General features: G+C 53.2%; 25 protein-coding genes and 1 pseudogene. 13 read left to right on the forward strand and 13 right to left on the reverse strand.

The window, feature by feature from the left end:
* Positions 1-7: 7 nt before the first annotated feature.
* Positions 8-2,569 (reverse strand): putative bifunctional diguanylate cyclase/phosphodiesterase, encoded by a 2,562-nt coding sequence (locus HUE57_RS11420; RefSeq protein ID WP_078484642.1) that lies wholly within the window; start codon positions 2,567-2,569, stop codon positions 8-10.
* A 220-nt stretch (positions 2,570-2,789) separates the two neighbouring features.
* Between HUE57_RS11420 and HUE57_RS11425 the strand changes: the two genes are divergently transcribed.
* From HUE57_RS11425 to HUE57_RS11435, 3 genes are read left to right on the forward strand one after another with little or no spacing between them, the layout of a single operon-like run.
* Positions 2,790-3,506, forward strand: a complete 717-nt coding sequence (locus tag HUE57_RS11425) for an SOS response-associated peptidase (protein WP_174673210.1) — start codon at positions 2,790-2,792, stop codon at positions 3,504-3,506.
* A gap of 16 nt (positions 3,507-3,522) precedes the next feature.
* The gene (locus HUE57_RS11430) at positions 3,523-3,915 is read left to right on the forward strand and encodes a SixA phosphatase family protein (protein ID WP_174673211.1); all 393 of its coding nucleotides are present in this window, start codon (positions 3,523-3,525) and stop codon (positions 3,913-3,915) included.
* Complete coding sequence (locus tag HUE57_RS11435) at positions 3,825-4,103, forward strand: hypothetical protein (protein ID WP_174673212.1); 279 nt, start codon at positions 3,825-3,827, stop codon at positions 4,101-4,103. The genes HUE57_RS11430 and HUE57_RS11435 overlap by 91 nt, the downstream gene beginning before the upstream one ends.
* Positions 4,104-4,313: 210 nt before the next feature.
* Here HUE57_RS11435 and HUE57_RS11440 read toward each other — a convergent pair whose 3' ends face one another.
* Both HUE57_RS11440 and HUE57_RS11445 read right to left on the reverse strand, forming a co-directional pair.
* Positions 4,314-5,057, reverse strand: coding sequence for a ParA family protein (locus HUE57_RS11440; protein ID WP_078484638.1), 744 nt, complete (start codon positions 5,055-5,057; stop codon positions 4,314-4,316).
* Positions 5,054-6,688: a CHAD domain-containing protein gene (locus tag HUE57_RS11445; protein WP_078484637.1), complete on the reverse strand. Its 1,635-nt coding sequence runs from the start codon at positions 6,686-6,688 to the stop codon at positions 5,054-5,056. Before HUE57_RS11445 ends, HUE57_RS11440 begins: the two co-directional genes overlap by 4 nt.
* A 157-nt stretch (positions 6,689-6,845) precedes the next feature.
* Between HUE57_RS11445 and HUE57_RS11450 the strand changes: the two genes are divergently transcribed.
* The 5 genes from HUE57_RS11450 (at position 6,846) to HUE57_RS11470 (ending at position 12,879) form a co-directional block, all read left to right on the forward strand.
* Complete coding sequence (locus HUE57_RS11450) at positions 6,846-7,820, forward strand: helix-turn-helix transcriptional regulator (RefSeq protein ID WP_078484636.1); 975 nt, start codon at positions 6,846-6,848, stop codon at positions 7,818-7,820.
* 81 nt (positions 7,821-7,901) lie between these two features.
* Positions 7,902-8,297: a hypothetical protein gene (locus tag HUE57_RS11455; protein WP_135622419.1), complete on the forward strand. Its 396-nt coding sequence runs from the start codon at positions 7,902-7,904 to the stop codon at positions 8,295-8,297.
* Positions 8,298-8,612: 315 nt separating this feature from the next.
* Positions 8,613-9,098: a sulfur globule family protein gene (locus HUE57_RS11460; RefSeq protein WP_172840355.1), complete on the forward strand. Its 486-nt coding sequence runs from the start codon at positions 8,613-8,615 to the stop codon at positions 9,096-9,098.
* Positions 9,099-9,363: 265 nt separating this feature from the next.
* A complete protein-coding gene (pepN, locus tag HUE57_RS11465; RefSeq protein WP_078484634.1) occupies positions 9,364-12,018 on the forward strand; it encodes an aminopeptidase N in 2,655 nt (884 codons plus the stop codon).
* 3 nt (positions 12,019-12,021) lie between these two features.
* The gene (locus tag HUE57_RS11470; RefSeq protein WP_078484633.1) at positions 12,022-12,879 is read left to right on the forward strand and encodes an alpha/beta hydrolase; all 858 of its coding nucleotides are present in this window, start codon (positions 12,022-12,024) and stop codon (positions 12,877-12,879) included.
* A gap of 159 nt (positions 12,880-13,038) precedes the next feature.
* Here the strand turns inward: HUE57_RS11470 and HUE57_RS11475 are convergent, their stop codons facing one another.
* Complete coding sequence (locus tag HUE57_RS11475; RefSeq protein WP_078484632.1) at positions 13,039-13,392, reverse strand: hydrogenase maturation nickel metallochaperone HypA/HybF; 354 nt, start codon at positions 13,390-13,392, stop codon at positions 13,039-13,041.
* A 197-nt stretch (positions 13,393-13,589) separates the two neighbouring features.
* Positions 13,590-13,727 carry a hypothetical protein gene (locus HUE57_RS11480; RefSeq protein ID WP_174673213.1) on the reverse strand — a complete coding sequence of 46 codons (138 nt, stop codon included), beginning with the start codon at positions 13,725-13,727 and terminating at the stop codon, positions 13,590-13,592.
* Between the two features lie 144 nt (positions 13,728-13,871).
* On the opposite strand from HUE57_RS11480, the gene HUE57_RS11485 reads away from it, so the two are divergent.
* On the forward strand, positions 13,872-14,474 hold the full coding sequence (locus HUE57_RS11485; protein ID WP_135622416.1) for a transglycosylase SLT domain-containing protein: 603 nt from the start codon (positions 13,872-13,874) through the stop codon (positions 14,472-14,474).
* Here HUE57_RS11485 and HUE57_RS11490 read toward each other — a convergent pair.
* The gene (locus tag HUE57_RS11490) at positions 14,453-15,307 is read right to left on the reverse strand and encodes a tetratricopeptide repeat protein (protein WP_172840354.1); all 855 of its coding nucleotides are present in this window, start codon (positions 15,305-15,307) and stop codon (positions 14,453-14,455) included. The two genes, HUE57_RS11485 and HUE57_RS11490, sit on opposite strands and share 22 nt — an antisense overlap.
* A gap of 465 nt (positions 15,308-15,772) precedes the next feature.
* On the opposite strand from HUE57_RS11490, the gene HUE57_RS11495 reads away from it, so the two are divergent.
* Positions 15,773-16,102, forward strand: coding sequence for a flagellar basal body rod C-terminal domain-containing protein (locus HUE57_RS11495; protein ID WP_135622415.1), 330 nt, complete (start codon positions 15,773-15,775; stop codon positions 16,100-16,102).
* Positions 16,103-16,387: 285 nt separating this feature from the next.
* On the opposite strand, the gene HUE57_RS11500 is transcribed toward HUE57_RS11495, so the two are convergent.
* From HUE57_RS11500 to HUE57_RS11520, 6 genes and pseudogenes are all read right to left on the reverse strand, one after another.
* On the reverse strand, positions 16,388-16,594 hold the full coding sequence (locus tag HUE57_RS11500; protein WP_174673214.1) for a hypothetical protein: 207 nt from the start codon (positions 16,592-16,594) through the stop codon (positions 16,388-16,390).
* Complete coding sequence (locus HUE57_RS11505; protein WP_174673215.1) at positions 16,543-17,376, reverse strand: SDR family NAD(P)-dependent oxidoreductase; 834 nt, start codon at positions 17,374-17,376, stop codon at positions 16,543-16,545. The genes HUE57_RS11500 and HUE57_RS11505 overlap by 52 nt, the downstream gene beginning before the upstream one ends.
* Before the next feature lie 105 nt (positions 17,377-17,481).
* Positions 17,482-18,123, reverse strand: a complete 642-nt coding sequence (locus HUE57_RS19125; RefSeq protein ID WP_236725752.1) for a sensor histidine kinase — start codon at positions 18,121-18,123, stop codon at positions 17,482-17,484.
* Positions 18,101-19,624 (reverse strand): hypothetical protein, encoded by a 1,524-nt coding sequence (locus HUE57_RS11510; protein WP_236725751.1) that lies wholly within the window; start codon positions 19,622-19,624, stop codon positions 18,101-18,103. Before HUE57_RS11510 ends, HUE57_RS19125 begins: the two co-directional genes overlap by 23 nt.
* A gap of 4 nt (positions 19,625-19,628) precedes the next feature.
* Positions 19,629-20,302 (reverse strand): annotated as a pseudogene (locus tag HUE57_RS11515) (response regulator transcription factor).
* A 61-nt stretch (positions 20,303-20,363) separates the two neighbouring features.
* Positions 20,364-20,507 carry a hypothetical protein gene (locus HUE57_RS11520; RefSeq protein ID WP_174673216.1) on the reverse strand — a complete coding sequence of 48 codons (144 nt, stop codon included), beginning with the start codon at positions 20,505-20,507 and terminating at the stop codon, positions 20,364-20,366.
* Between the two features lie 253 nt (positions 20,508-20,760).
* Here HUE57_RS11520 and HUE57_RS11525 point away from each other — a divergent pair, with 253 nt between their 5' ends.
* Positions 20,761-21,297 (forward strand): PspA/IM30 family protein, encoded by a 537-nt coding sequence (locus HUE57_RS11525; RefSeq protein WP_174673217.1) that lies wholly within the window; start codon positions 20,761-20,763, stop codon positions 21,295-21,297.
* Positions 21,294-21,482, forward strand: coding sequence for a hypothetical protein (locus tag HUE57_RS11530; RefSeq protein ID WP_174673218.1), 189 nt, complete (start codon positions 21,294-21,296; stop codon positions 21,480-21,482). The genes HUE57_RS11525 and HUE57_RS11530 overlap by 4 nt, the downstream gene beginning before the upstream one ends.
* Before the next feature lie 113 nt (positions 21,483-21,595).
* On the opposite strand, the gene HUE57_RS11535 is transcribed toward HUE57_RS11530, so the two are convergent.
* Positions 21,596-21,889, reverse strand: a complete 294-nt coding sequence (locus HUE57_RS11535) for a hypothetical protein (protein ID WP_174673219.1) — start codon at positions 21,887-21,889, stop codon at positions 21,596-21,598.
* A 252-nt stretch (positions 21,890-22,141) separates the two neighbouring features.
* Between HUE57_RS11535 and HUE57_RS11540 the strand changes: the two genes are divergently transcribed.
* On the forward strand, positions 22,142-22,357 hold the full coding sequence (locus HUE57_RS11540) for a CheR family methyltransferase (RefSeq protein ID WP_174673747.1): 216 nt from the start codon (positions 22,142-22,144) through the stop codon (positions 22,355-22,357).
* Positions 22,358-22,370: the final 13 nt, after the last annotated feature.

Below are 22,370 nucleotides of genomic sequence, written 5' to 3' on the forward strand. Positions count from 1 at the left end.
CTGGGAGTTAATGATTGTTTGTCCCTACTTTTTGACTCAACACGGCCTCATGCTGAGCACTGCGAGTCAGCCAATCGGTGAACTGCACACTGTCCTGCGGTTTACCAAAGAGATAGCCTTGAGCCTGGTCACAGCCAAATGATCTGACCATCTTGAGCAGCCCCGCGTGTTCAACACCCTCAGCAATGACCCTAAGACCGAGGTTGTGGCCGAGGTTGATAGTCGATTGGACGATGACCGCATCGCTCTCATCACTGTCCATATCGAGCACGAATGACTTGTCGATTTTCAACTCATTGACGGGTAGCTGTTTGAGATAGGCGAGGGACGAGAAGCCGGTACCAAAGTCATCAATTGAGAGGTTGATGCCCATGCTACTTAGTACTTTTAGTACCTCAATTGAACGGGCGGGATTCTCCATCATGCCGCTTTCGGTGATCTCCAGAGTGAGCTGCTCACTGGGCAGTTGATGGCGATCAAGTAGCTGGCCGATCTGATCACAAAGTGACGGGTTGGCAAGATCCTGTACCGATAGATTCACCGCGATTGATATCGAGATGCCTTGCTGATGCCACTGGCTACACTGGGCAATGGCATTGTCGAGTACCCAGAACGAGAGCTGATGGATGATGCCGACATATTCAGCCAATTCGACGATTTTGTCGGGTTGGATAAATCCGTGTAGCGGATGGTTCCAGCGTAACAGCGCTTCGGCACCGGTGATCGTTGTACCATCGACATCGACCTGCGGCTGGAAATTGAGCTCCAGGCTATCGTTTGTCAGCGCTTTGCGAAGATCGTTAATCAGACCGAGTCGGTTCAGGCTGTGGTGATCTTCGCTGGCGTCGTAGTGGGAGAAGCTGGTGCGATTGCGCTTGGCTATATACATTGCGATATCGGCGTGTTGTAGCAGGCTCATGACATCGTTGCCATCAACGGGATAGCTGACAATACCGATACTCACGCCAACGTTTATCGTCTGTTCACCGATAGAGAAGGGTGCCGTAATAGACTCAAAGATCGATTTCGCGAGCAGCTCAGATTCGTCTCTGCCGGTATCGGGAAGGAGAATGGCGAATTCATCACCACCGAGTCGCGCGACGGTGTCAGTCTTGCGAACCTGTGTGGCTAGTCGGTTAGCCACCTCGATGAGCAACATATCTCCCGTGGCGTGGCCGAGGGAGTCATTTACATCCTTAAAGTGATCAAGGTCCATCAGGAAGAGGGTGAATGTTTTCTGGTTTCGCTCGGAGGTGAGTAGTTGATACTCGAGGCGTTGGTTGAGCATGAAACGATTCGGTAGGCCGGTCAGATGGTCGTGAAGTGCCTGATGTTCCAGTGCATTCTCACGCTGATTGACCTGCTCGTCCATTTGATGAAAGGCCTCAACGAGATAGTCAATTTCACGAGACTTACTAACGACCAGTTCAGGTGATTCGATATTGAAGGCCTTTGATCTGAGGGCCATCGCAACACTGGAGATGGGTCTGAAGACCATCCATTCGAGCGAGAAGAGGATGGCCGATATATAGAGTAGAAAGAGCAAGACGATGGTAAACAGCAGCGTACTCAGCGTCTCGGTGTTTTTCCTCAATCTTTCTGCGACGCTTTGCTCCTGAGTTTGGAGCAGATTCTCAATCGATAGGATTGAGGCAGAGATATCATCGGTCAACGGGATCAGATTACTCTTCATGATGTGACTGTCGCTACGCCACTTTCCCGATTCGGATATTTTTCTGACCTGTTGGAAAATATTGATCCACTCAGAAGATTCATTCGCAATCATGGCAACAATATCGGGGCCCTCGAAGCTATCCTCATTGGCATAGAGTGCTTCCAGGGTGTCGACATTATTGAGAAATGTCAGATGCAGGTCATCGAGTGATTCGGCCTGGGTTACCAGAATCTCATTGGAGAATGAGGCAAAGCGGTTTGCGAGGTAGATTCGCATCTGCGAGATCTGGCTCAGCCAGAGTGAGCGGGTCTTGAGCAGCATCGGGTATAGCTCGACAGATTTCGGCTCGAAATCACCGTTTTCAATCTCTGCAATCAAGATAAGAAAGGAGTTGCTAACGCCCTGCTGTGGTGACGACATCTCATTGGCAGAGAGCGCCAGACCGGGATACTGACGGTTGACGTCCATTCTCGAGTCGATCAGATCTGCGACGCTGATTCGCAGTGCACTGTGCTGTTCACCCAGTGCAGAAGCCGTACTTGCCAGGCCACTTCGTTCGCTCTGGAACTCCTCGTTGAGTTGACGGGTGTAGATAATGGAGTCTGAGATTAGGTGGTGGACGACTTCCGCATGGTTACCCTGTGTAGGGTCTAGCAGAAAGAGATCGATGTTTCGGTAGATCTCATTGAGATTGCTGCGCACACCATCAAGCTTATTTAGCTTTGCATTGAGGCCGACCAGCTCATCGGTAACCTGACGTTTGGTCGACACCGCATCGCTGTAGAAAAACAGCACGATTGAGATGACAAGCAGACCGAGCAGCAGCGTAAGAGCGATGTATCTCGTACGCAGACTAGGCGGATTGCGCTTGTTTCCGTTTTTAAGCAGGGACATAAAATCGGATGCCTGTTGATTATTATAATAATAAGACTAAGTCTATAACTCAATTGAGTATATCGGCTAAATTATCAATAGACTAGTGATTAATTGGTTCCAATTCAGTAGGTTGTAGTAATAGTTCAGCAGATAATTAAATGCTATTTAACTGATGGAAGCCCTATGACGGTGTTGTTGTGTAGCAATATTTTATTAGATGACCAGGAGGCTGGTGCCAATGTGTGGTCGTTTTACCCTATCTACTGATGCGCAGTTTCTGAGTGACTATTTCGACCTCGACAGGGTGCCCGCCGGTTTTGAACAACGGTTTAATATTGCACCCGGCCAGTCGATTGCCACCATTCGTCAGGTTAGAGGGGTAGGGCGCGAGCTCGATTTTACCCACTGGGGGCTGATCCCCTCCTGGGCCGATTCGATGAAGATTGCCAACCATCTGATTAATGCACGTGCTGAAACCGTGGCCGATAAACCCGCTTTTCGCTCGGCGTTTCGACGCAAGCGTTGCCTGATACCGGCCGATGGCTTTTATGAGTGGCAGCAGACAGCACAGGGAAAACAGCCCTACTGGATCGGTCTGCCGGATCGTACCCCAATTGGATTTGCAGGACTCTGGGCGCACTGGGAGCCTAAAGATGGCAGTGGCGTGGTGGAGTCGTGCACGATTTTGACAACCACGGCTAATGAGCAGATGAAGCCTTACCACGATCGTATGCCGGTGATCCTTCAGCCCGACGCCTTTGCCGCCTGGCTCGATCCAGAAGAGCAGCGTGCTGATCAGGTGAAGCAGATCCTGCAACCGTTTGTGGGTGAACTACAGATCTATCCGGTATCACGTGATGTGAATAGTCCTCTCAAGGATAACCACCATCTGATCGATCGGCTGAACGACTCTGTGACTGACGGTTTACACTCAGCAGGAAAAGAGCGGATATAGAGAGTAGAGAAACGTTTTGGAAGAGTTACTACTGCTACGACACGGTAAATCGGACTGGCGAGTTTCCAGTTCAGATTTCAATCGCCCTCTGAAAAAGCGAGGACGGCGCGGAGCGACTCGTATTGGTCAGTGGTTGCGTGATCACGATCTGATTCCCGATCTCATTATCGCCTCACCGGCGGTTCGTGCCGATGCCACGGCCAGACGCTGTGCGGCGGCGATGGGACTCAAAACGTCAGTAGTGGTAAATGACGGTCGGCTCTATCTGGCTGATCTCAATACACTGCTAGACCGGGGAGTCGCTATTTTTGCGAAAGTTTGTTTTGGGCATCAAGCCCAAGCAAACAGCAAAACTTCACGCGACCGTTTATGCCTGCGGCGCCCCGACCGTCCTGCGTACGTTGCGTAATCACCTCTTCGCGGCTCTACACAACTCCCTCAGTGACTCTACGCCGACATAAAGCCGCTGCTGCATCTTCTCCGTCGTTCGCTCGCGCTCTCAACTACGAATATACAGACGGCGTCGACTATCGGGGACTAACCGCCCTCACTTCGCTCTCCATGGCGGTCAGCGGCTGTTATCGGAGAGTTCCGTAAATGCCCAACGCGTGATGCTGGTCGGGCACAATCCAGGCCTGGAAGAGCTGCTGATTCATCTGCTGGATGGCATTCAACCCGATAGCGAAGATGGCAAACTGCTGCCAACAGCGACAGTGGCGAGACTAAAGATGGCTAATTCTGAATCGTCGCAAGGGTGGCAAGGTTCGGCGACACTCCTTTCACTGGTGCGAGCGCGTCAGCTAGAGGCTACAAATAGCGCTGCTTGAGTTCACTCCAGAGGGCTCGGTATGCAGCTGCGGCTTTACTGCTGTGGGCATAGGTTTCGACAGCCGCACGTTTAACACCCATCTGCTCAATCTCGCTGGCGTAGGGAATATGCCGATTGAGCATCGGCTCACCCCGTTTCGGTGGGTGCTCAAGAATGGTTCGATGCAGGGTTTTGCGTAGGTCGGCCATCGAAAAGAAGGGCACGATTTTCCCCTTGTTGTAGCCGTTGTTGCTGCAGAACTTCTGAAGTTGAGAAAGTGTGCGCAACGAAAGGGTGCTCGGGATCGTTGGCACCAGTATTAGATCGGCCATCTCAAAGACGTTCTCGGAGACCAGCGAGATGCTGGGGGGACAGTCGAGAAAGAGATAGTCGTACTCTGAATGTATTGGCTTGAGCAGTTTGCCTAGCTGCTGGCCCGAATGCTTCTTCTGTTCCAGTAGCAGGTCGAGGTTGCGATAGGAGAAGTCGGCTGGGATCAGATCGAGCCCCTCGTAGTCGGTCGCCTTGATCGCTCGTTGCAGACGGCTGCGGCGTTTGAAGAGTTCAGTAGTGCCACCTTTTATCTTTGCCTTGATACGGAAGTAGAAACTGGCCGCGCCCTGCGGATCGAGATCCCAAACCAGCGTTGAGTGTCCCTCAAGGGCGGAGAGGTAGGAGAGGTTGATAGCGGTGGCCGTCTTTCCCACGCCGCCCTTGATGTTATAACAGGCGATGGTCTTCATTGCGCTGCGGGCCCATCGGAGTGGAAGAGTTGTGAAAAACGCTGCTGGTTTTTCTGATCTGCAAAGCGTCTGAAACAGTGTTCAAAGCGTGTACGTACTGCGTGCATCTCGCCCTCGAGTATGGATAGCAGCCTGTCGATCGCATCCAGATGGCGCTGCTCCACCTGTAACTCTTCAGGCATTTCTAAACCAAAGCGCTGCAGGGTATGGATCTGTACCTCAAGATCCTGGAAATCTCCAAGATTATCCTGCAGCCGTTTGAGTTCCTTGATCTGATGTTTGATCGCCTTGGCAGAATAGATCGACTGAAAGAACTCCATTAGATAGCGTAGCTTCTTGCACGATTTTCGCAGTTCATGCAGATCATCTGCCGGTGATTGGGGGGTGATGGCCGCACCTTCTCGCATCACGCGTTGGTAGATTTTCCAGGTGTGTTGATGGGCCGATAGCGATATCGGTTTTAACGCTTGTTTTGCTACGGGTCGCTTGGCAGGGGCACTGTTAAGAAAGCGCAGCCACTGCTGCTTGAAGTTGCGATAGCGTGCCGAACTGAGATGAATGGCCAGCGTTGACTGCTCGCTCTGGTGGTGACGCTGTAAAAAGGTGTGTAGCGGCTCCAGGTCGGCGCGCAGCCGTTTTGGTAAACGCTGCCGATAGCTGTCGAACATCAGCAGATAAACATCGAGGTCGCGTGTCGGACTGGTGATCGAACCGAGCCAGGAGAACTCCTGTTTAAATCGCGCCAGACTATGTGGTGGCAGAATATGTTTCGCCTGTCCAAGCAGTGAACGACTACGCCGAATCGCAACGCGGAAATCGTGTAGAAATTCACTGTCCAGATTTTCGATGGTTCCCGGTTCGTTGCGGATCATTGTCTCTAGCAGGTTAAGCAGCACGGTGCGATAGGCGGTGTCGGAGCGCATGCTGGGATCGAGTTCGAAGTTGAGCCGGGAGCTCTGGTGGTTAGGTTCGGTGCCAACGGCAGCCAGGGCAAGTTGTAGGGTTCGGTTGTCGCCAGCGGTGAGCTTGAGCTGCTGCTCGAGTACCTTGACGCACTGCTTGGCGGCTCTCTCATAGCCACGCAATGGTGTGACGACCAGTTGCAGGGTAAGTCGTTTTGAGGTGTTGCCGAGACAGATGCGCTGCTCCTCAAGTGTCACGCGTAGGCGTGTCTTACCCTCCTTATCGATCTGCTTGAATGGATGGCAGTATCGTTCGACCGTTACCAGCGGCAGGAATGCACGCAGACCCTGTCTGCTCGTGAGTTCGCGTTGCAGAGCACTCGCTTCTAGCTCGTTGGCAAAGCGTGGCGGTGGGGTCGACTGTGGGATTGAGCTGCGAGGTGCACCGCGCTGTCGTTCACAGAGTATGAGTCGGGCATCATTTTCACCCTCTAGCCACTGTAGTGACTGGTTGGCGCGATAGAGTCGCCAGTCAAAGGTGTCGTAGAAGTGAATCTCAGAGCGAGTACGCTGCTCCGCCTGAAGGGGAAGAAGCTCGAGTAGCCTGGTTCGCCAACGGGTAGTGCTCTCCTTCACGGGTAGGGGGTAGAGCGTCATGCGCTTCTCAGTTCCTGAATAGTTGAGCGATAGTCGAGTGGGCTTCTGGTTAAGAGTAAGTAATTGTGACATCAAAGCCCAGTTTGAATCGGAGCTGATTGGTGTGGCTGTAGCGGACTGATATGCTCGCCATCACTCTGGGTAGCGAAGATATGCCCATCAGACCTGTCGCTCAATAGACGAAGCAGTGGGTATAAGGGTGCTTCAGAACCAATATTGAGGTCTAAGTGTGGATCGTACCGAACGACTCTATAAGATTATTCAGCTGCTTGAGAACCGACGCCTGGTCACTCGAGAGCAGTTTCTCGATACGCTGGAAGTCTCTCCAGCAACCTTTAAGCGTGATCTTGAAGTGCTGCGCGATCGCTTTAATGCGCCGATCAGTTGGGATAGGGAGCTGCATGGCTACCGACTCGACAGAACAAACGATGAAGCGGCCGGTGACTTCTCCCTGCCTGGACTCTGGTTCAGTGCCTCAGAACTCTATGCGTTGCTGACCATGCAGCAGCTGCTGGAGAATCTTCAGCCGGGCCTGCTAACGCCCCATATTGCACCGCTGCAACAGCGTCTCGAGAGGTTGCTGGAGGAGGGCGACTATTCGGCAGATCAGATTCGCAATCGAATTCGCATTCTGCAGATGGCCAAACGTCATCTCAATCTGGACTGCTTTGAAAGTGTCAGCCGTGCGTTGTTGGCTGAGAAGCGGCTATTGCTGACACACCTCAATCGCAGCAGTGGTGAAGAGAGTGAGCGCGAGGTCTCACCGCAGCGGCTGATCTACTACCGTGATAACTGGTATCTCGATGGCTGGTGTCATCTACGTAAGGCGGTTCGAAGCTTCGGTGTTGAGGCGATCTTATCTGCGCGGGTAGTGGATAAAAGATCGAAGCGGGTTGCTGATACAACGCTCGATCAGATGCTGGGATCGGGATACGGTATCTTCAGTGGAACCAAAACAGAGACCGCTCTGATTCGTTTTAGCCCGCAACGTGCACGCTGGGTCTCACAGGAGTCGTGGCATCCCGATCAACAGGGTGAGTTCGATGATGATGGTAGCTATCTGTTAAAGGTTCCCTACTCAGATGATCGTGAGTTGATTATGGATATCCTGCGTCACGGCCCCGATGCCGAGGTGTTGGAACCGCAACAACTGCGTGATCGTCTTTATGCGCAGTTGCAAAAGAGCGCAGCACTCTATCAATGAGTTCGTGATCCAGTGGCTCATCCTATGAGCTACTACCTACCTGATACTTCTTCCCATACATTCAATGTTGGAGAAGAGGTCATGAGAGCGATTCATAACACTATATATAGAGTGGTACTGGTCCTGGTTCTATTGAGCAGCAGTGGCTGGGCTGTCGGTAAGATCAATACTCCACCGGTACTGCACCTGCAGGGTATCGCTCAACATCTGGGATATCATTCACCTCTCGATCAACACTTCCAGGTGGGTGAACGGCTCTATCCGCTGCTCGATCAGACGATGCCGCAGGGTTACCAGCGCATCTATCTATATAGGGAGGGCAACGTTGTTGGTTATCTGCCTGAAAGCATGGACACACAGCAATTTCGCAGTGTGCTTATGGGGGGTGGAGAGGGAGTGGTAATAATCGATAAGGTTGATCCAGAGCGCCCCGTCTACGGAGTAACGCTTTTGCTGAAAATCGCATCTCACGAGTAACTAAAAGTTCCTCGAAACACACAAATTATCGCGAAATTATCGCAAAATTCACCCATTTAGAAAAAAATTATCTATAGCCACACAAAAATAAGTATTTCTAACTTGCTGTAATTACGACTAAAAACAAATTAATGCGTGACAGTCAGGATTTTAGCGCTGCAGTTGTTGACAATATTAGAAAATACTAATAATCTGAATTCACATTGGCGCTCAGGGACATCGATAAATCGAAGTAACCGGGGAGTCAACGGAGTAAAAAGAAATTTTGAAAAACACACACTGTTAAAGACTAAACACTAGTTAAGGAGATACACAATGAAATTCAACAAGATTCTGATTGCTACCGCACTTCTCGCAGTTTCTACCGCTTCACAGGCTTGGTGGGGTAACGGTTTTAACAACGGTAACGGTTACAACAATGGTAACGGTAGTGGTTACGGTGCTGGTAACGGCGCTGGTAACGGCGACTTCGACGGTGGCTTCAACTTCGGCATGAGCGGTAACGCACGTGGTAACGGTTCAGGCAACGGTTACAACAGCTACAATGGCAACAACGGCTGGAACAACGGTTACAACGGTTACAACGGTTACGCTCCTTACGGCGCGCCTTACGGCTACGCTCCTTACGGCGCACCTGTTGCTCCTGGCGCTGACCAGAAGGCTGCTATCGAAGCACAGCAGAAGGCTGCTGCTGATTTCCAGAAGCAGATGATGGACCAGCAGAAGGCTGCTATGGAAGCACAGAAGAAGGCACACGACGAGTACGTGGCTATGATGCAGAAGCGCCAGGCTGCTAAGTAAGCTGAGCTTCATCGCATAGAAAAAGCCCGCACAGCGATGTGCGGGCTTTTTTGTGTCTGACTGTTTTTTAAAAGGCTTCGATGACCACCACGCAAGGCGGTGGTCACCAAGCCTGACCGGCTGGTTACCGGTCTGCCTATATCTATAGACCACATAATTATTGCGGTCAAACATCCCAGTTCATCGCATCTTGGCCGACATCGGAGAGCTGTTTCGCACTATAATGGTCGGAAATTTAACCTGTTTTAGTAGCCTGGAGAGCCCAATGGCTGATCTGCAGCACCCACCCAAGACAATCTATCTGAAAGACTACACCGCCCCTGACTATCGTATTGAGCAGCTCTCACTGCAGTTTGAACTCTCCGAACAAGAGACCACAGTCACCTCGACACTGACAATCTCCGCTGACTACGACCAGAGTGGTGGTGTTCGACCACTGCGTCTCGATGGTGCTGATCTGCAGCTCATCTCAATCACCCTGAATGATCAACTGCTGACAGAGGCTGATTACAGCCTGGAAGATGAGGCACTGCTGATCAACTCGCCGCCAGCAAACTTCACTCTTGAGGTGATTACACGTATCAATCCCTCCGCCAATACCGCCCTTGAGGGGCTCTACACTTCGAGCGGCAACTTCTGTACCCAGTGTGAAGCGGAGGGTTTTCGTAAAATCACCTACTTCCCTGATCGCCCCGATGTGTTGACGGTCTATACCACTCGCATTGTGGCCGATAAGGCGAGTTATCCGGTGCTGCTGAGTAACGGCAATCTGCTTGAGCAGGGCGAGCTCGATGACGGTCGCCATTTTGCGGTCTGGCACGATCCCTTTCCGAAACCAAGTTATCTCTTTGCACTGGTTGCCGGTGATCTCGCCGCTGTAGAAGATAGTTTTACGACTCAATCTGGACGTGAGGTGGCGATCCGTTTCTATGTCCAGCACGGCAATGAGGCGAAGTGTGATCATGCCGTTGCATCACTCAAACGGGCAATGCACTGGGATGAGCAGATGTTTGGGCGCGAATACGATCTCGATATCTACATGGTCGTAGCTGTAGATGACTTCAATATGGGAGCGATGGAGAACAAAGGGCTCAACGTCTTCAACTCCTGTTTCGTTCTGGCCCAGCCTGAGAGCGCCACCGATCTCGACTTTGTCCGGGTAGAGGCGGTAATTGGTCACGAATATTTTCACAACTGGTCGGGTAACCGGGTCACCTGTCGTGACTGGTTCCAGCTTAGTCTCAAGGAGGGTTTTACCGTCTTCCGTGACCAGCAGTTCACTGCCGATATGACGGCGAGGGCGGTTAAGCGCATTGATGATGTGCGTGTTCTTCGTGGTCATCAGTTCCAGGAGGACGCGGGGCCGATGTCCCATCCGGTTCGCCCCGACTCCTATGTTGAGATCAACAACTTCTACACCCTGACGGTCTACAACAAAGGGGCTGAGGTGGTGCGCATGATCCACACCCTGCTGGGTGATGCGTCTTTCCGTAAGGGGAGTGACCTCTATTTCGAACGCCATGACGGAGAGGCGGTCACCACCGAGGATTTCATCGCGGCAATGGAGGATGCCAGCGGTGCAGACCTAAGTCAGTTTAAACGCTGGTACAGCCAGTCGGGGACACCCGAGATCGTGGTGGAACGCAGCTACGATGCTGAACAGATGCACTACACTCTGAACGTGAAACAGAGTTGCCCGCCAACGGCCGGGCAGTCGGAGAAACAGCCCTTTCATGTCCCGCTGAAAATGGCACTGCTCGATACCGATGGTGAGCCGTTACCTCTACAGTTAAAGGGTGAGGCGGAGGCGGGTGGTATTGAACGGGTGCTTGATCTGACTGAGTCAGAGCAGCAGTTCACCTTTATCAATATTCCCCCTGAGCCGGTTCCTTCACTGCTGCGTGGCTTCTCGGCACCGGTGAAGTTGAAGCTCGATCTGAGTGATCAGGAACTCGCCTTTCTGATGGGTAACGACGGCGATGACTTTAACCGCTGGGATGCGGGGCAGCAGCTCTCGGTGAAGGTGATGCTGCGCCTGCTGCAGGTATTGAAAAGTGGTCTGCAGCCGACACTTGATGATGCCCTCTCTAGCGCCTTTGGCAAGACACTGACAGATCACTCCCTCGACCCTGCGCTGGTGGCTGAGGCACTGACTCTGCCTGCCGAGGGTTATGTCGCGGAATTTGTCGAGGTAGTCGATCCTCAGGCGATTCATGTGGTACGAGAGTACCTGCGACGCAGCCTCGCCTTTGCCCATCGTGAGGCGTTGATCAAACGCTACGATGAGCTGACCGATGATGGTCCCTACTCAACCGACGCGGCAGCGATGGGTCGACGTCGGCTGCGTAACCTCTGTATGAGTTATCTGGTTGAGCTGGGTAATGATGAGGTGCGAAATATGGCACTCAATCAATTCCAGCGTGACCAGAGTATGACCGATGTGATGGCGGCACTGACAGCGCTGGTACACAGCGGTAGCCCGGAACAGCACAGTGCGCTCTCAGCCTTCTATGAGAGATGGAAAGAGGATCCACTGGTACTCGATAAGTGGTTTGCGGTTCAGGCCAGTTCACCGATACCGGGTGTGCTCGATCAGGTGCGTGCTCTGACCAACCATGACGATTTCCATCTCACCAATCCCAACCGGGTACGTTCGTTGGTTGGCACCTTCTGTATGCGAAATCCAGTCCGGTTCCATGAGGCTAACGGATCAGGATATCGCTTCCTCGCCGACTGGGTGATTCGACTCAACTCGCTCAATCCGCAGATCGCGGCGCGTATGCTCTCACCACTGGGACAGTGGCGTCGCTATGATGAGGGGCGTCAGGAGGCGATGAAGTCACAGCTGGCACGCATCCTTGAGGAGCCATCGCTCTCCAAGGATGTTTTTGAGATCGCCTCCAAGAGTCTCAAGGGGTAGGGCATGAAGCTGCTGTTACAGGGTGCGCTGATAGTTGTGTTGGCTTTGACAGCACTCAATGGCTGGTTCTACCTGCAGCAGCCGGCAATGACCTTTTTTCCCAGCAGCGAGTTGATCGATACACCAGCGGCCTGGCGTATGGATTACGAAGATGTGGCACTGAAGACGGAGGATGGTGTCGATCTGCATGGATGGTATCTGCCAGCACGCGATGCTGAGCTGACGCTGCTCTTTCTACACGGCAACGGTGGCAACATCTCACATCGTCGCGACTCAATCGCGATCTTCCATCGTCTCGGCCTCAATGTGCTGATCATCGATTATCGAGGCTACGGCCAGAGTCGTGGAGAACCGAGCGAGCAGGGGCTCTATCTTGATGCAAAATCGGCCTGGAACTACCTGCAGCGTGAGAAGGGGGTGACAGCCGATCGTCTGGTTATCTTTGGACGTTCACTGGGCGGTGCGGTTGCAACCGAGTTGGCCTCAGCGGTGCATCCACGTGCGGTGATTCTGGAATCGACCTTCACATCGATGCGTGAGCTGGCGGCTTACCATTTCCCGATTCTCACCAAGTTGGTCTACCTGCGTTATCGCTTCGACAGTGCAGCACGTATCGCTTCATTGGGAGCACCCCTGTTGGTGTTGCACAGTCCTGAGGATGAGATCATTCCCTTTGGCCTCGGAGCCGATCTCTTCAAGCTGGCTACGGAGCCCAAACAGTTTGTCAAACTGCGCGGTGATCACAACAGTGGCTACATGCTCTCCCAGCCCCGTTATCAGCAGCAGTTACGGCAATTCCTCTCCATCGAGCGACAGATGGCTGGGGGCAGCGGGGTTGGGTTGGCGATTGATCGCAGTTAGGGAACCCCTGATCAATTCGTGTTTCGGTCACTATGAGACCAAAACCGTCCGTTGCTGCGTCGCAAATCTTGTGACTAGTCCGCTATTCACTGCGATCTGCGTCTTTCATTAAAAATGATGAATCTTCTATCATCCCGTTCAGGATCAATCAGAGACTCCTTAGTGGATATGCAGGTCAAACTCCAGTTTGACCAGTTCAATCTCATCACCACTGATGAGCAGTGGGTGATTCCTGCCGCAGTGCCCACAGGTGAGTTGATTGATGGGAGTGTCTGACTCCTCGCCACAGTGCAGGCAGTGAACCCTGATCGGCGTCGATTCGATCACCAGAGCAGCCTCTTCAGCGATACTCCCGGCAGCAGCAACGGGATAGGCGTTGCGAAGACGCGTAGCCTCAGCGCCGGAGAGGGGGCCCAGATGGATCAGAATCGACCTGACAGCAATCGCCTGATGAGTACTGGCGATCGTTTCGACCTCTCTAACTAAGGCCCGGCAGAGGGAGAGCTCATGCATAGTCACCGTCCTTCCGATTCAACTGCGTCTAAATAACTATAGTCAGCTGAGGGGCAGAGTGAAGCCCTCGCTGACCGCCATGGAGAGCGAAGTGAGGGCGGTTAGTCCCCGATAGTCGACGCCGTCTGCCTATTCGTAGTTGAGAGCGCGAGCGAACGACGGAGAAGATGCAGCAACGGCTTTATGTCGGCGTAGAGTCACTGAGGAGTTGTGTAGAGCCGCGAAGAGGTGATTACGCAACGTACGCAGGACGGTCGGGGCGCCGTAGGCATAAATGGTCGCGTTAAGTTTTTGCTGTTTGCTTGGGCTTGGATGCCCAAAACAAACTTTCGCAAAAATAGCGACTCCCGGCTCCCATATCTTGTGGTTTAGTTCTCAAACAGACCAAAAGTCTCCGATTGGATTGGTCGGAAATAGTTCGTGCAATATAGGTATAAGAATATTAGAATATGCTCATTCGTTTCTTGAGAGTGTGAGTTGTGACGCGTGTTCTGTTTCTACTGTTGATGATTCTTCCGAGCACCCTGTGGGCGTCGAAAAGTGTCGACCCCTCGGTAGACTCATCGGTCTGGAGCAGCGAGTACGATGAGTACTTCAAAAAGTATGCAGCACGATACTTTGGTCCCAGTTTCGATTGGCGCTGGTTTAAGGCTCAGGCGATCGCTGAGTCGGGTCTTAACTACAAGGCAACCAGCAGCTCGGGTGCACGAGGGTTGATGCAGCTGATTCCTTCGACCTATCAGGATATTCGTCGTGACCAGTCACACTTCGGTGAACTCGAGACGCCAGTCTGGAACGTTGCGGCGGGCATCTTCTACGACCGTCAGATCTATCGTAAGTGGCGCGATCGTCCCGAACAGGAGCGGCTCTATCTCACCTTCGCCAGTTATAACGCCGGTTATGGTCGAGTATTGAAGGCACTAAAGCGGGTTAAAGGCGACGTGAAGGGGTGGGACCAGATCAAGCAGTATCTACCACGTGAGACACGTGCCTATGTTGAACGCATTCGACGTTTGATGAAGAACGAACCAAGACCGATTCGTCTGGTTCAGCTGACCGGTTATTTACCCGTTTTCGATTGAGGCTTCTCAATCAACGAATCGTGCACCCAGACGATAACGCCCTTCTCAGGTAGCGCAGCCTGTCGCCAGCGCTGCTCCTTCCCGATCTGAACCAACTCTGTTCCCTCTTCAAGCACCGTAAGCACTCGACTCGAGAGGGTGGGCTGAGTGCGCGCATTGGCACGCTTGACGTTGATACGGATAGTCTTGCCTAGCAATAGCCACTCTTTAGTACCCCATTCGGCAATGATCGGCTTCATCTTGCGAGCTTCATCCTGAATCAGGTGGGCCAGCATCGACTGTGCATCTTCGTGTCCAGCATGTGCTGCCTGGAGATAGTGTTCAACGGCAAGAGGTAGATCTTGTTCAACCTGATTGTCGCCGTGGCTTAGCAGCATGCCGAGTGCAAAAGAGGCGTTGGCAAACTCCTGCTCAGCGGCAAGGGTCCACCACTTAAGGGTCTGACGATTATCGATCGCCAGGCCGTAGCCGTTATGGAACATCCAGCCGATACTAAACTGTGCCTTGGCATCCCCCGCATCGGCCATTGGATCCCAGATGCAGTAGGCTACGGCGTAGTTTCCCTCCTGCATTGCTCGTAGTGCCTTCTCATGCTGGTGGTTGGTTTCAGAGTCGGGTAGAGCCACCTCGGTGGTTTTGCTTGATTCGGCAGGAGATATTTCAGCACCCTCACCATCAGTAACAGCGGGTTCCGATGCTGTTGGGGAGGGGTAGAAGGATTGCTGTGGCTGCCAGTATCCGGGCCACTGTGGTGGCCAATATTGAGGCGGTGGCGCACTCAATGCGGACTCGCTGATTAGCAGTAGCGTGGCGGTGAGGAGGGTGCGATTCATGCGCACGAGTCTAACAGAGTCGCCGAAGTTGCATAGCACCTGTGGGGTGTTTTCGCAGTCCGGCCAGTCCAACGCTGACCGCCATGGAGAGCGAAGTGAGGGCGGTTAGTCCCCGATAGTCGACGCCGTCGCCTATTCGTAGTTGAGAGCGCGAGCGAACGACGGAGAAGATGCAGCAGCGGCTTTATGTCGGCGTAGAGTCACTGAGGGAGTTGTGTAGAGCCGCGAAGAGGTGATTACGCAACGTACGCAGGACGTCGGGGCGCCGTAGGCATAAATGGTCGCGTTAAGTTTTTGCTGTTTGCTTGGGCTTGGATGCCCAAAACAAACTTTCGCAAAAATAGCGACTCCCCGGTTTCGGCGTTTTAGAGGGTGTAACTGTGAGCATGGTCACAGATCACCCCGTCACCACTTCTATATTGGTAAAAGTGGACGATACTCTACCTAAGAGTATTGGAGAGCGGTATGGACAGTATTTCGAACTCGTTGAGCGGTATGAAGGTTGCGCAGGAGCGTATGCGTAATAGTTCGAACAACATAGCCAATGTCGCGACTGAGGGGTTTACCCCATCGAGGGTTGAGTCGGTTCAGTCTGCGGGTGGTGGTGTTGAGGTCGGTGCCGTAACACCGAGCACCGCGCCGGTTGCGTCAGGTGCGCCATCGGGTACCAATCTTGCCGAGGAGATGGCGGGCTTGCTTCAAGCGAAGAACAGCTACCAGGCCAATGCAAAGGCGCTCTCAATCGGTGTCGAGACCTATCAGAGTGTCGAGGATATGCTTACCCGCAACAGGTGAGTCTGGTCTCCAAACTGTGTGCTAACTGTTCTGTCGGCTAAATCTAAATAGTCTGTTATTGAAAACATTGTGATGATGAGAGTGGACCTGTCTCATTATCTCGTTCTAAAAGTAGATTCCTCAACCTCACCATCTGTTGCAGCCATGTAGTTCTTAAGTGCTATGCACTCGTAATCTTATGGCGTTATTTCAGCCAGAATCTCTTCGATAACGTGCACAACACTCGCTGACCGCCATGGATAGCGAAGCGAAGGCGGTTAGTCCCCGATAGTCGACGCCGTCTGCCTATTCGTAGTTGAGAGCGCGAGCGGACGACGAAGAAGATGCAGCAGCGGCTTTATGTCGGCGTAGAGTCACTGAGGGAGTTGTGTAGAGCCGCGAAGAGGTGATTACGCAACGTACGCAGGACGGTCGGGGCGCCGTAGGCATAAACGGTCGCGTTAAGTATTTGCCGCTTGCTTGGGCTTGGAGGCCCAAAACAAGCTTCCGCAAAAATAGCGACTCCCCGGTTCGGTTGTTAGTGGATTTAGTGCATCTGGATGGGGTGAAGAAAACTGGCCTCTATCGTTGTCGAAATATTGCCCGGTAGCCGTTTCGAACTCGTCGGTTAGCGCTACGCGAAAAAGAATTTCAGCACCAATGTCGATATCATTACCCGCCACCCCAAAGCCCTCTTTTACCATCTTGGTAGCGAGCATCGAGCCAGGGTTAACCGCGATGATGATCGGGCCCCCATCTTTAAGCGAAAGCGCCATGCTGCGAGACCACATGGTGAGTGCCAGTTTGCTTTGTGCATAGGCATCAAGCTCATCCGAGAATTTAACTCGACCATACAGTGCCTCTGAATTGACTGGAGACTGGGCTGCAGAGGAGAGATTGATCACCCGACTGGAAGATGTCATCAACGGTAACAGTCGTTTCGTCAGCAGATAGGGAGCAATCGTATTGACCACAAAACGGACATCAAGTCCGTCTTGAGTAGTGGGCTCAGTCGTACGGAATATTCCAGCATTATTGATCAGTACATCGAGTTGGGAGGATCGCTCAATTATATGTTTTGCCAGGGTCTCTACATCACCCATGCGCGACAGATCCGCCAGGTAACTTTCTACACTTCCACCACCGGGTAATCCAGAGAGCTCGCTTTCCACTTCCTGCAGTTTTACCGGGTTACGTCCGTGCAGCAGAACATGATGGCCCTGAGAGACGAACATTCTCGCGGCTTCTAAGCCGATGCCATCGGTCGAGCCCGTTATGAGTATGGTTTTTTTCATGGTGCTATCTCTCACCTGGAAAAGTGTTGAGAGCAGAATTTAGACGACAGCGACTTTACCTGGAACGCGCCCGTAACTGCTGTCACTTTCGAGCAAGTAGTCCACTTATTTAACTTGTGAGGTGGTTGAAGTGTGGAAGGTGAGAGTGAACTCAGAACCGGGTTCACGATTGATTACATCAATCTCACCCCCCATCTCACGACAGAGCTGCTCCACCAGTGCCAGACCGATACCAGTGCCGACTGTCTCGCGGGTCAGTTCGCTCTCGCTGCGGTAGAAGAGGTGGAAGATCTTCTTCATCTGGTTGGGTGCGATACCGGGCCCGAAGTCTCTGACGCTGAACTGGATACGCTGTTGGCGTAGTCTTTTGCAGTCGATCTCGACTCTCCGTTTATCGGCCCTGGCCGAGAACTTAATCGCATTATCGACCAGATTGATGATGATCTGTGTGAAGGCATCTCGATCGATATCGATCACACTACCGTTGCACTCACCATCATGGCCGATCTCAAGTTCGAAACCGGCCGCTTCGATTTGCGTCGCACACTTGGATTGGATGGTATCAAGCAGCTCGCTGACGGTGGTGGCCTGTAGCTTGATACGCAGATCGTTGCGCCGCATCCGCGCCAGTTGCAGTACGTTATCGATCAGCCGAGAGAGGCGTTCGCTCTCGGTGTAGATGTAGTCGTAATAGCTGCGCTTCTTCTCCTCACTGGTCCACCCCTCACGCAGCATCTCGCCATACATGCGAATTGAGGTAAGTGGGGTTTTTAGCTCGTGACTGACGGCAGAGACAAAGTCCTGCTGTTTGCGCGCCAGCTCGATCTGCCCCGCACCGAGACGATAGAGCAGTAGAAAACCGCCGCAGAGCACAATGCTGAGTACCGCACCGATCCAGAAGACCACATCGGCTGCCGGTCCGGGGGGGGAGGTGGGTAATCGAGAAGAGCAGCTCCATTTCACTCAGCGGTGCCGAGAGACGGCTCTGGTAGAGGAGCCCGCCCCTCAATCCAGCTCCCCTCGACAGATAGCTGTTAGAAGTGCTGCTGGAGAGCAGGGTGAAGATATCGCCGTGATAGGCGACGGCAAGATCGCTCATTTTTGAAAGGGCCGTCTCGCGATAGATCGGCTCAATCAGCCCCTTGAGTAGCGGTTGCTGTTCGATCAATGCACCCTGGATATAACGGTCGCCGTTGCGCCACACCTTACGAAAAAGTACAAAGTGACCACTATCGAGCAGGCTGATTTCAAACGGATCGATTTCACTTTCGAAGGTGGTAATCGGTGCTCTTATTTCGTCGCGATCGATCGATTCGGCAACGTCATCGAGACTGATAATCGATTGCTCAGGGAGTGCCCCCAACTCTTTGCGTGCCGTGCGTGGCCGTGGTGCCAGGGCACGTTGCTGAATCCTGTCGCCAATCGACTCTAACTCATCCTTGCCCTGATAACGTTGTTCGAGTTTCAGGTCTTCAACGCGCCCGAGAGATCTCTGCTTTTTCTCGGGGGCGACCTTACTTTTCGAGCTTAAGGTGCGGTTGAGCTGATCGAAGGCAGCCTGTGCCGCGATCTCGCGATCATTTCCGCTAGCCTCACCTTTGCGCGTGTCGATGCTTGAGAGAGTTGGTGCTTCAGCAGGGGGGGAGAGGGGAGAGGCGACCATCTCCTCATATTCACGCGAGAAAAACGATCCGCTTGCGGCCGGTGCTGCCGGTTTGGCTGCGGCTAGTGCTTGACGATCGTGTTCGATGCGTCGGCGCTTGACCAGACGGTTGTCGCTGAGGATCTGCTCAATCCGGTTCTGCAAGGTGAGTCGCTGTTGGTACTCATCACTATCGATGCCGTAACGGCGACTCTCTGCTGCACTCTTAGGCAGTAGCGGGGTGGTGAAGAGGCCGTTGCTGTCGATCTGAAAGTAGCCGATCAGGCCGGGCAGGTCACTTAAGACCGGAAAGGCGGAGAGGGGAGAGCGCTGCAGATAGTTGGCCGAGAGTTCACCCTCGATATTAAGGAACGAGTAGTTGGCGAAGCTGCGCTCCTCCTCGGCAGTAATTGCCGCCAGAAAACGGTTGTCGATGCGAAGCGCCAGCTCCTCGGCGAACTGTTGGTGCTGGTGAAATGCCTCCCACTTGAGCTGATCGAAGGTCTTGTAGAGCAGCAGCGTGGTCGGGATGGCCAGGGCGAGAAAAAAGAGTCCGAGTAGCAGCTTCAGTCGGCTCTTTGAAAAACTGTTGAGACGGTTGCGCACTCCGTTACTCCTGCAGCCTATAACCGGAACCACGGACGGTGACGAGATAGTTCGGTGCGGAGGGTTTTGATTCGATCTTACGGCGCAGCTTGGCGATGTGGATATCAACGGTGCGGGTTTCCAGATCGAGATCACGTGCATAACCCCACACCTTGTGCAGCAGCTCCTCGCGGGAGACGGGGCGCTCACGATTGGCGTAGAGGTACTCGAGAATATCCATCTCACGCCGGGTGAAGGCGATCTCCTTACCTTCCGTTCTCCACTGAGGTTGCGGGTGTCGATGTTGAGCTCTCCGCCCAGCACTATCGTATGCGACTGAGCCTCGACGACTTTTGAACGACGCAGTACCGCTTTCACGCGAAGTACCAGCTGACTGACGGAGAAGGGTTTAGTGACGTAGTCATCGGCTCCGTAGGTGAGCCCCTGGATGATCTCCTCATCGCTGCCCTTGGCGGTGAGCATGATGATCGGCTGATCGCGATCCTGCTCGCGGATGCGGTTACAGATATCGAAGCCGTTAATACCTGGCAACATCACATCGAGCAGGATCAGGTCGAAGCGGCCGTTCTGCCCCATCTCCAGACCAAGGTCGCCATCGGCGGCGCTCTCAACTTCATAGCCGTGATAGATAAACAGGTCGACCAGACCGTCACGAATGGCGGCCTCATCCTCCACAATCGCTGACCGCCATGGAGAGCGAAGTGAGGGCGGTTAGTCCCCGATAGTCGACGCCGTCTGCCTATTCGTAGTTGAGAGCGCGAGCGAACGACGGAGAAGATGCAGCAGCGGCTTTATGTCGGCGTAGAGTCACTGAGGGAGTTGTGTAGAGCCGCGAAGAGGTGATTACGCAACGTACGCAGGACGGTCGGGGCGCCGTAGGCATAAATGGTCGCGTTAAGTTTTGCTGTTTGCTTGGGCTTGGATGCCCAAAACAAACTTTCGCAAAAATAGCGACTCCCCGGTAATAGGCGAATCTTTCTATTCATACGCTGCCAAGCTTATCAGCTCGCCCCCCCAGCGACATGTAAATCTTTTGTAAACAAATCCTCTGAAATCTTTACCTGAATGTGTCTACAGCCTCAGCGGTCATGCGCCTAGAGTGATCTACAACAGCAGACCCACAGAGGAGAAGAGAGATGGCACTTATCAACCGAGTCACACGACTATTCAGAGCCGATATGCATGCGGTGCTAGATCGTATCGAAGAGCCGGAGGTACTACTACGACAGTCGATCCGTGAGATGGAGGAGGCGCTTGCCGATGATGAGCAGCAGCTACGTCAACTGATCGAAGAGGGAGAACAGATCGCCGAGCGTGTCGAAATACTTCAACAGGCACTGGTGGAGATCGATGCTGAGCTCGATCTCTGTATCGATGCCGATAAGGATGATCTGGCGCGCAGCCTGATCAAACGTAAACTTGAGTCTCAACGACTTGAGGGTGTGATCGAGCAGCGTGCCGAGTCACTGCAGCGACAGATTGTTGAGCGTAAGCGGGATGCAGAGGAGAACCGCGCCACGCTCGAGAGCATGCGGCAGAAGGCGGAGCTGTTGGATAACCAACGTCAAACGGTTAACGGTGCAACTGAGTGGTCTGCTCCCGACCAGTCGGTACTCGATGAGGAGATTGAGATTGCACTGCTGCGTGAGAAAGAGCGGAGGAGCCACTCATGAGCCGCCCAACCTTTCTTCAGGGCGTCGCCGTTGCGCTGCTGCTCAGTGTAGTCGCAGCACTGCTCTTTACCCTCTCATCCACGCTGGGTGGTAGCAGTGGTCTGTTACGGCTGCTGATCGCAGCGACAGTGTTTGTCTATCTGATCTATCTGCTCCGGCGCAGCCGGAGCGGTAGGGAGAGTTAGCGTACTACTGCTCTGGTCCGTGGTCGCCGCAGTGACCTGGTTTGCTGAACCGCCACTGCTGCTCTATGTGACCATCCACGCTGGCATGATCTGGCTGATCCGTTCGCTCTTTTCTACTCGAGCATCTTTGCATCACTGGCTGATCTTGGTCTCAACGTGTTGGCGATTGCCGCTGCACTCTGGGCAACGCTCCAGGCGGGCTCACGCTGACCGCCATGGAGAGCGAAGTGAGGGCGGTTAGTCCCGATAGTCGACGCCGTCTGCCTATTCGTAGTTGAGAGCGCGAGCGAACGACGAAGAAGATGCGCAGCGGCTTTATGTCGGCGTAGAGTCACTGAGGGAGTTGTGTAGAGCCGCGAAGAGGTGATTACGCAACGAACGCAGGACGGTCGGGGCGCCGCAGGCATAAACGGTCGCGTGAAGTTTTGCTGTTTGCTTGGGCTTGGATGCCCAAAACAAACTTTCGCAAAAATAGCGACTCCCCGGTATTAGTGAACACGCTGTAGCGACCGCAAAATCTGCGCTCTATCCGATGGAACGAGCTGAGAATATCCGCAGCACTACCTGCACCACTACTGTCTAAAAGGGGTCGGTTCACAGACGGGGCGTTTTACCATCAGTAACGAACTGCTGGATAAGGTGCAGATTAAAGTGCCAACCTGACCCAGGATCTTCCGGAGTTGGGTCTGTTTGATGTCATCTTTCTGCGTAACGTCATGATCTACTTCTCACAGGATGTGAAACGACAGGTGTTAAAACACCTGATGAAACGGCTGCGTCCCGATGGCTATCTAGTGATTGGTCACTCAGAAACGCTCAATGGACTCGAAACCGGTATGCGTGCCGTTGTGCCATCAATCTACCAGATGCCGTAAGTGATGCTCACGC

It is taken from the genome of Candidatus Reidiella endopervernicosa (assembly GCF_013343005.1).
Lineage (GTDB): Bacteria > Pseudomonadota > Gammaproteobacteria.

Excerpts from the sequence above, each read along its gene's own strand:
- HUE57_RS11420 (WP_078484642.1), bottom strand. The coding sequence starts at position 2,569 with ATGTCCCTGCTTAAAAACGGAAACAAGCGCAATCCGCCTAGTCTGCGT.
- HUE57_RS11425 (WP_174673210.1), top strand. The coding sequence starts at position 2,790 with ATGTGTGGTCGTTTTACCCTATCTACTGATGCGCAGTTTCTGAGTGAC.
- HUE57_RS11440 (WP_078484638.1), bottom strand. The coding sequence starts at position 5,057 with ATGAAGACCATCGCCTGTTATAACATCAAGGGCGGCGTGGGAAAGACG.
- HUE57_RS11445 (WP_078484637.1), bottom strand. The coding sequence starts at position 6,688 with ATGTCACAATTACTTACTCTTAACCAGAAGCCCACTCGACTATCGCTC.
- HUE57_RS11455 (WP_135622419.1), top strand. The coding sequence starts at position 7,902 with ATGAGAGCGATTCATAACACTATATATAGAGTGGTACTGGTCCTGGTT.
- HUE57_RS11460 (WP_172840355.1), top strand. The coding sequence starts at position 8,613 with ATGAAATTCAACAAGATTCTGATTGCTACCGCACTTCTCGCAGTTTCT.
- pepN (WP_078484634.1), top strand. The coding sequence starts at position 9,364 with ATGGCTGATCTGCAGCACCCACCCAAGACAATCTATCTGAAAGACTAC.
- HUE57_RS11470 (WP_078484633.1), top strand. The coding sequence starts at position 12,022 with ATGAAGCTGCTGTTACAGGGTGCGCTGATAGTTGTGTTGGCTTTGACA.
- HUE57_RS11475 (WP_078484632.1), bottom strand. The coding sequence starts at position 13,392 with ATGCATGAGCTCTCCCTCTGCCGGGCCTTAGTTAGAGAGGTCGAAACG.
- HUE57_RS11490 (WP_172840354.1), bottom strand. The coding sequence starts at position 15,307 with ATGAATCGCACCCTCCTCACCGCCACGCTACTGCTAATCAGCGAGTCC.
- HUE57_RS11495 (WP_135622415.1), top strand. The coding sequence starts at position 15,773 with ATGGACAGTATTTCGAACTCGTTGAGCGGTATGAAGGTTGCGCAGGAG.
- HUE57_RS11505 (WP_174673215.1), bottom strand. The coding sequence starts at position 17,376 with ATGAAAAAAACCATACTCATAACGGGCTCGACCGATGGCATCGGCTTA.
- HUE57_RS19125 (WP_236725752.1), bottom strand. The coding sequence starts at position 18,123 with ATGTATGGCGAGATGCTGCGTGAGGGGTGGACCAGTGAGGAGAAGAAG.
- HUE57_RS11520 (WP_174673216.1), bottom strand. The coding sequence starts at position 20,507 with ATGCCTACGGCGCCCCGACCGTCCTGCGTACGTTGCGTAATCACCTCT.
- HUE57_RS11525 (WP_174673217.1), top strand. The coding sequence starts at position 20,761 with ATGGCACTTATCAACCGAGTCACACGACTATTCAGAGCCGATATGCAT.
- HUE57_RS11530 (WP_174673218.1), top strand. The coding sequence starts at position 21,294 with ATGAGCCGCCCAACCTTTCTTCAGGGCGTCGCCGTTGCGCTGCTGCTC.
- HUE57_RS11535 (WP_174673219.1), bottom strand. The coding sequence starts at position 21,889 with ATGCCTGCGGCGCCCCGACCGTCCTGCGTTCGTTGCGTAATCACCTCT.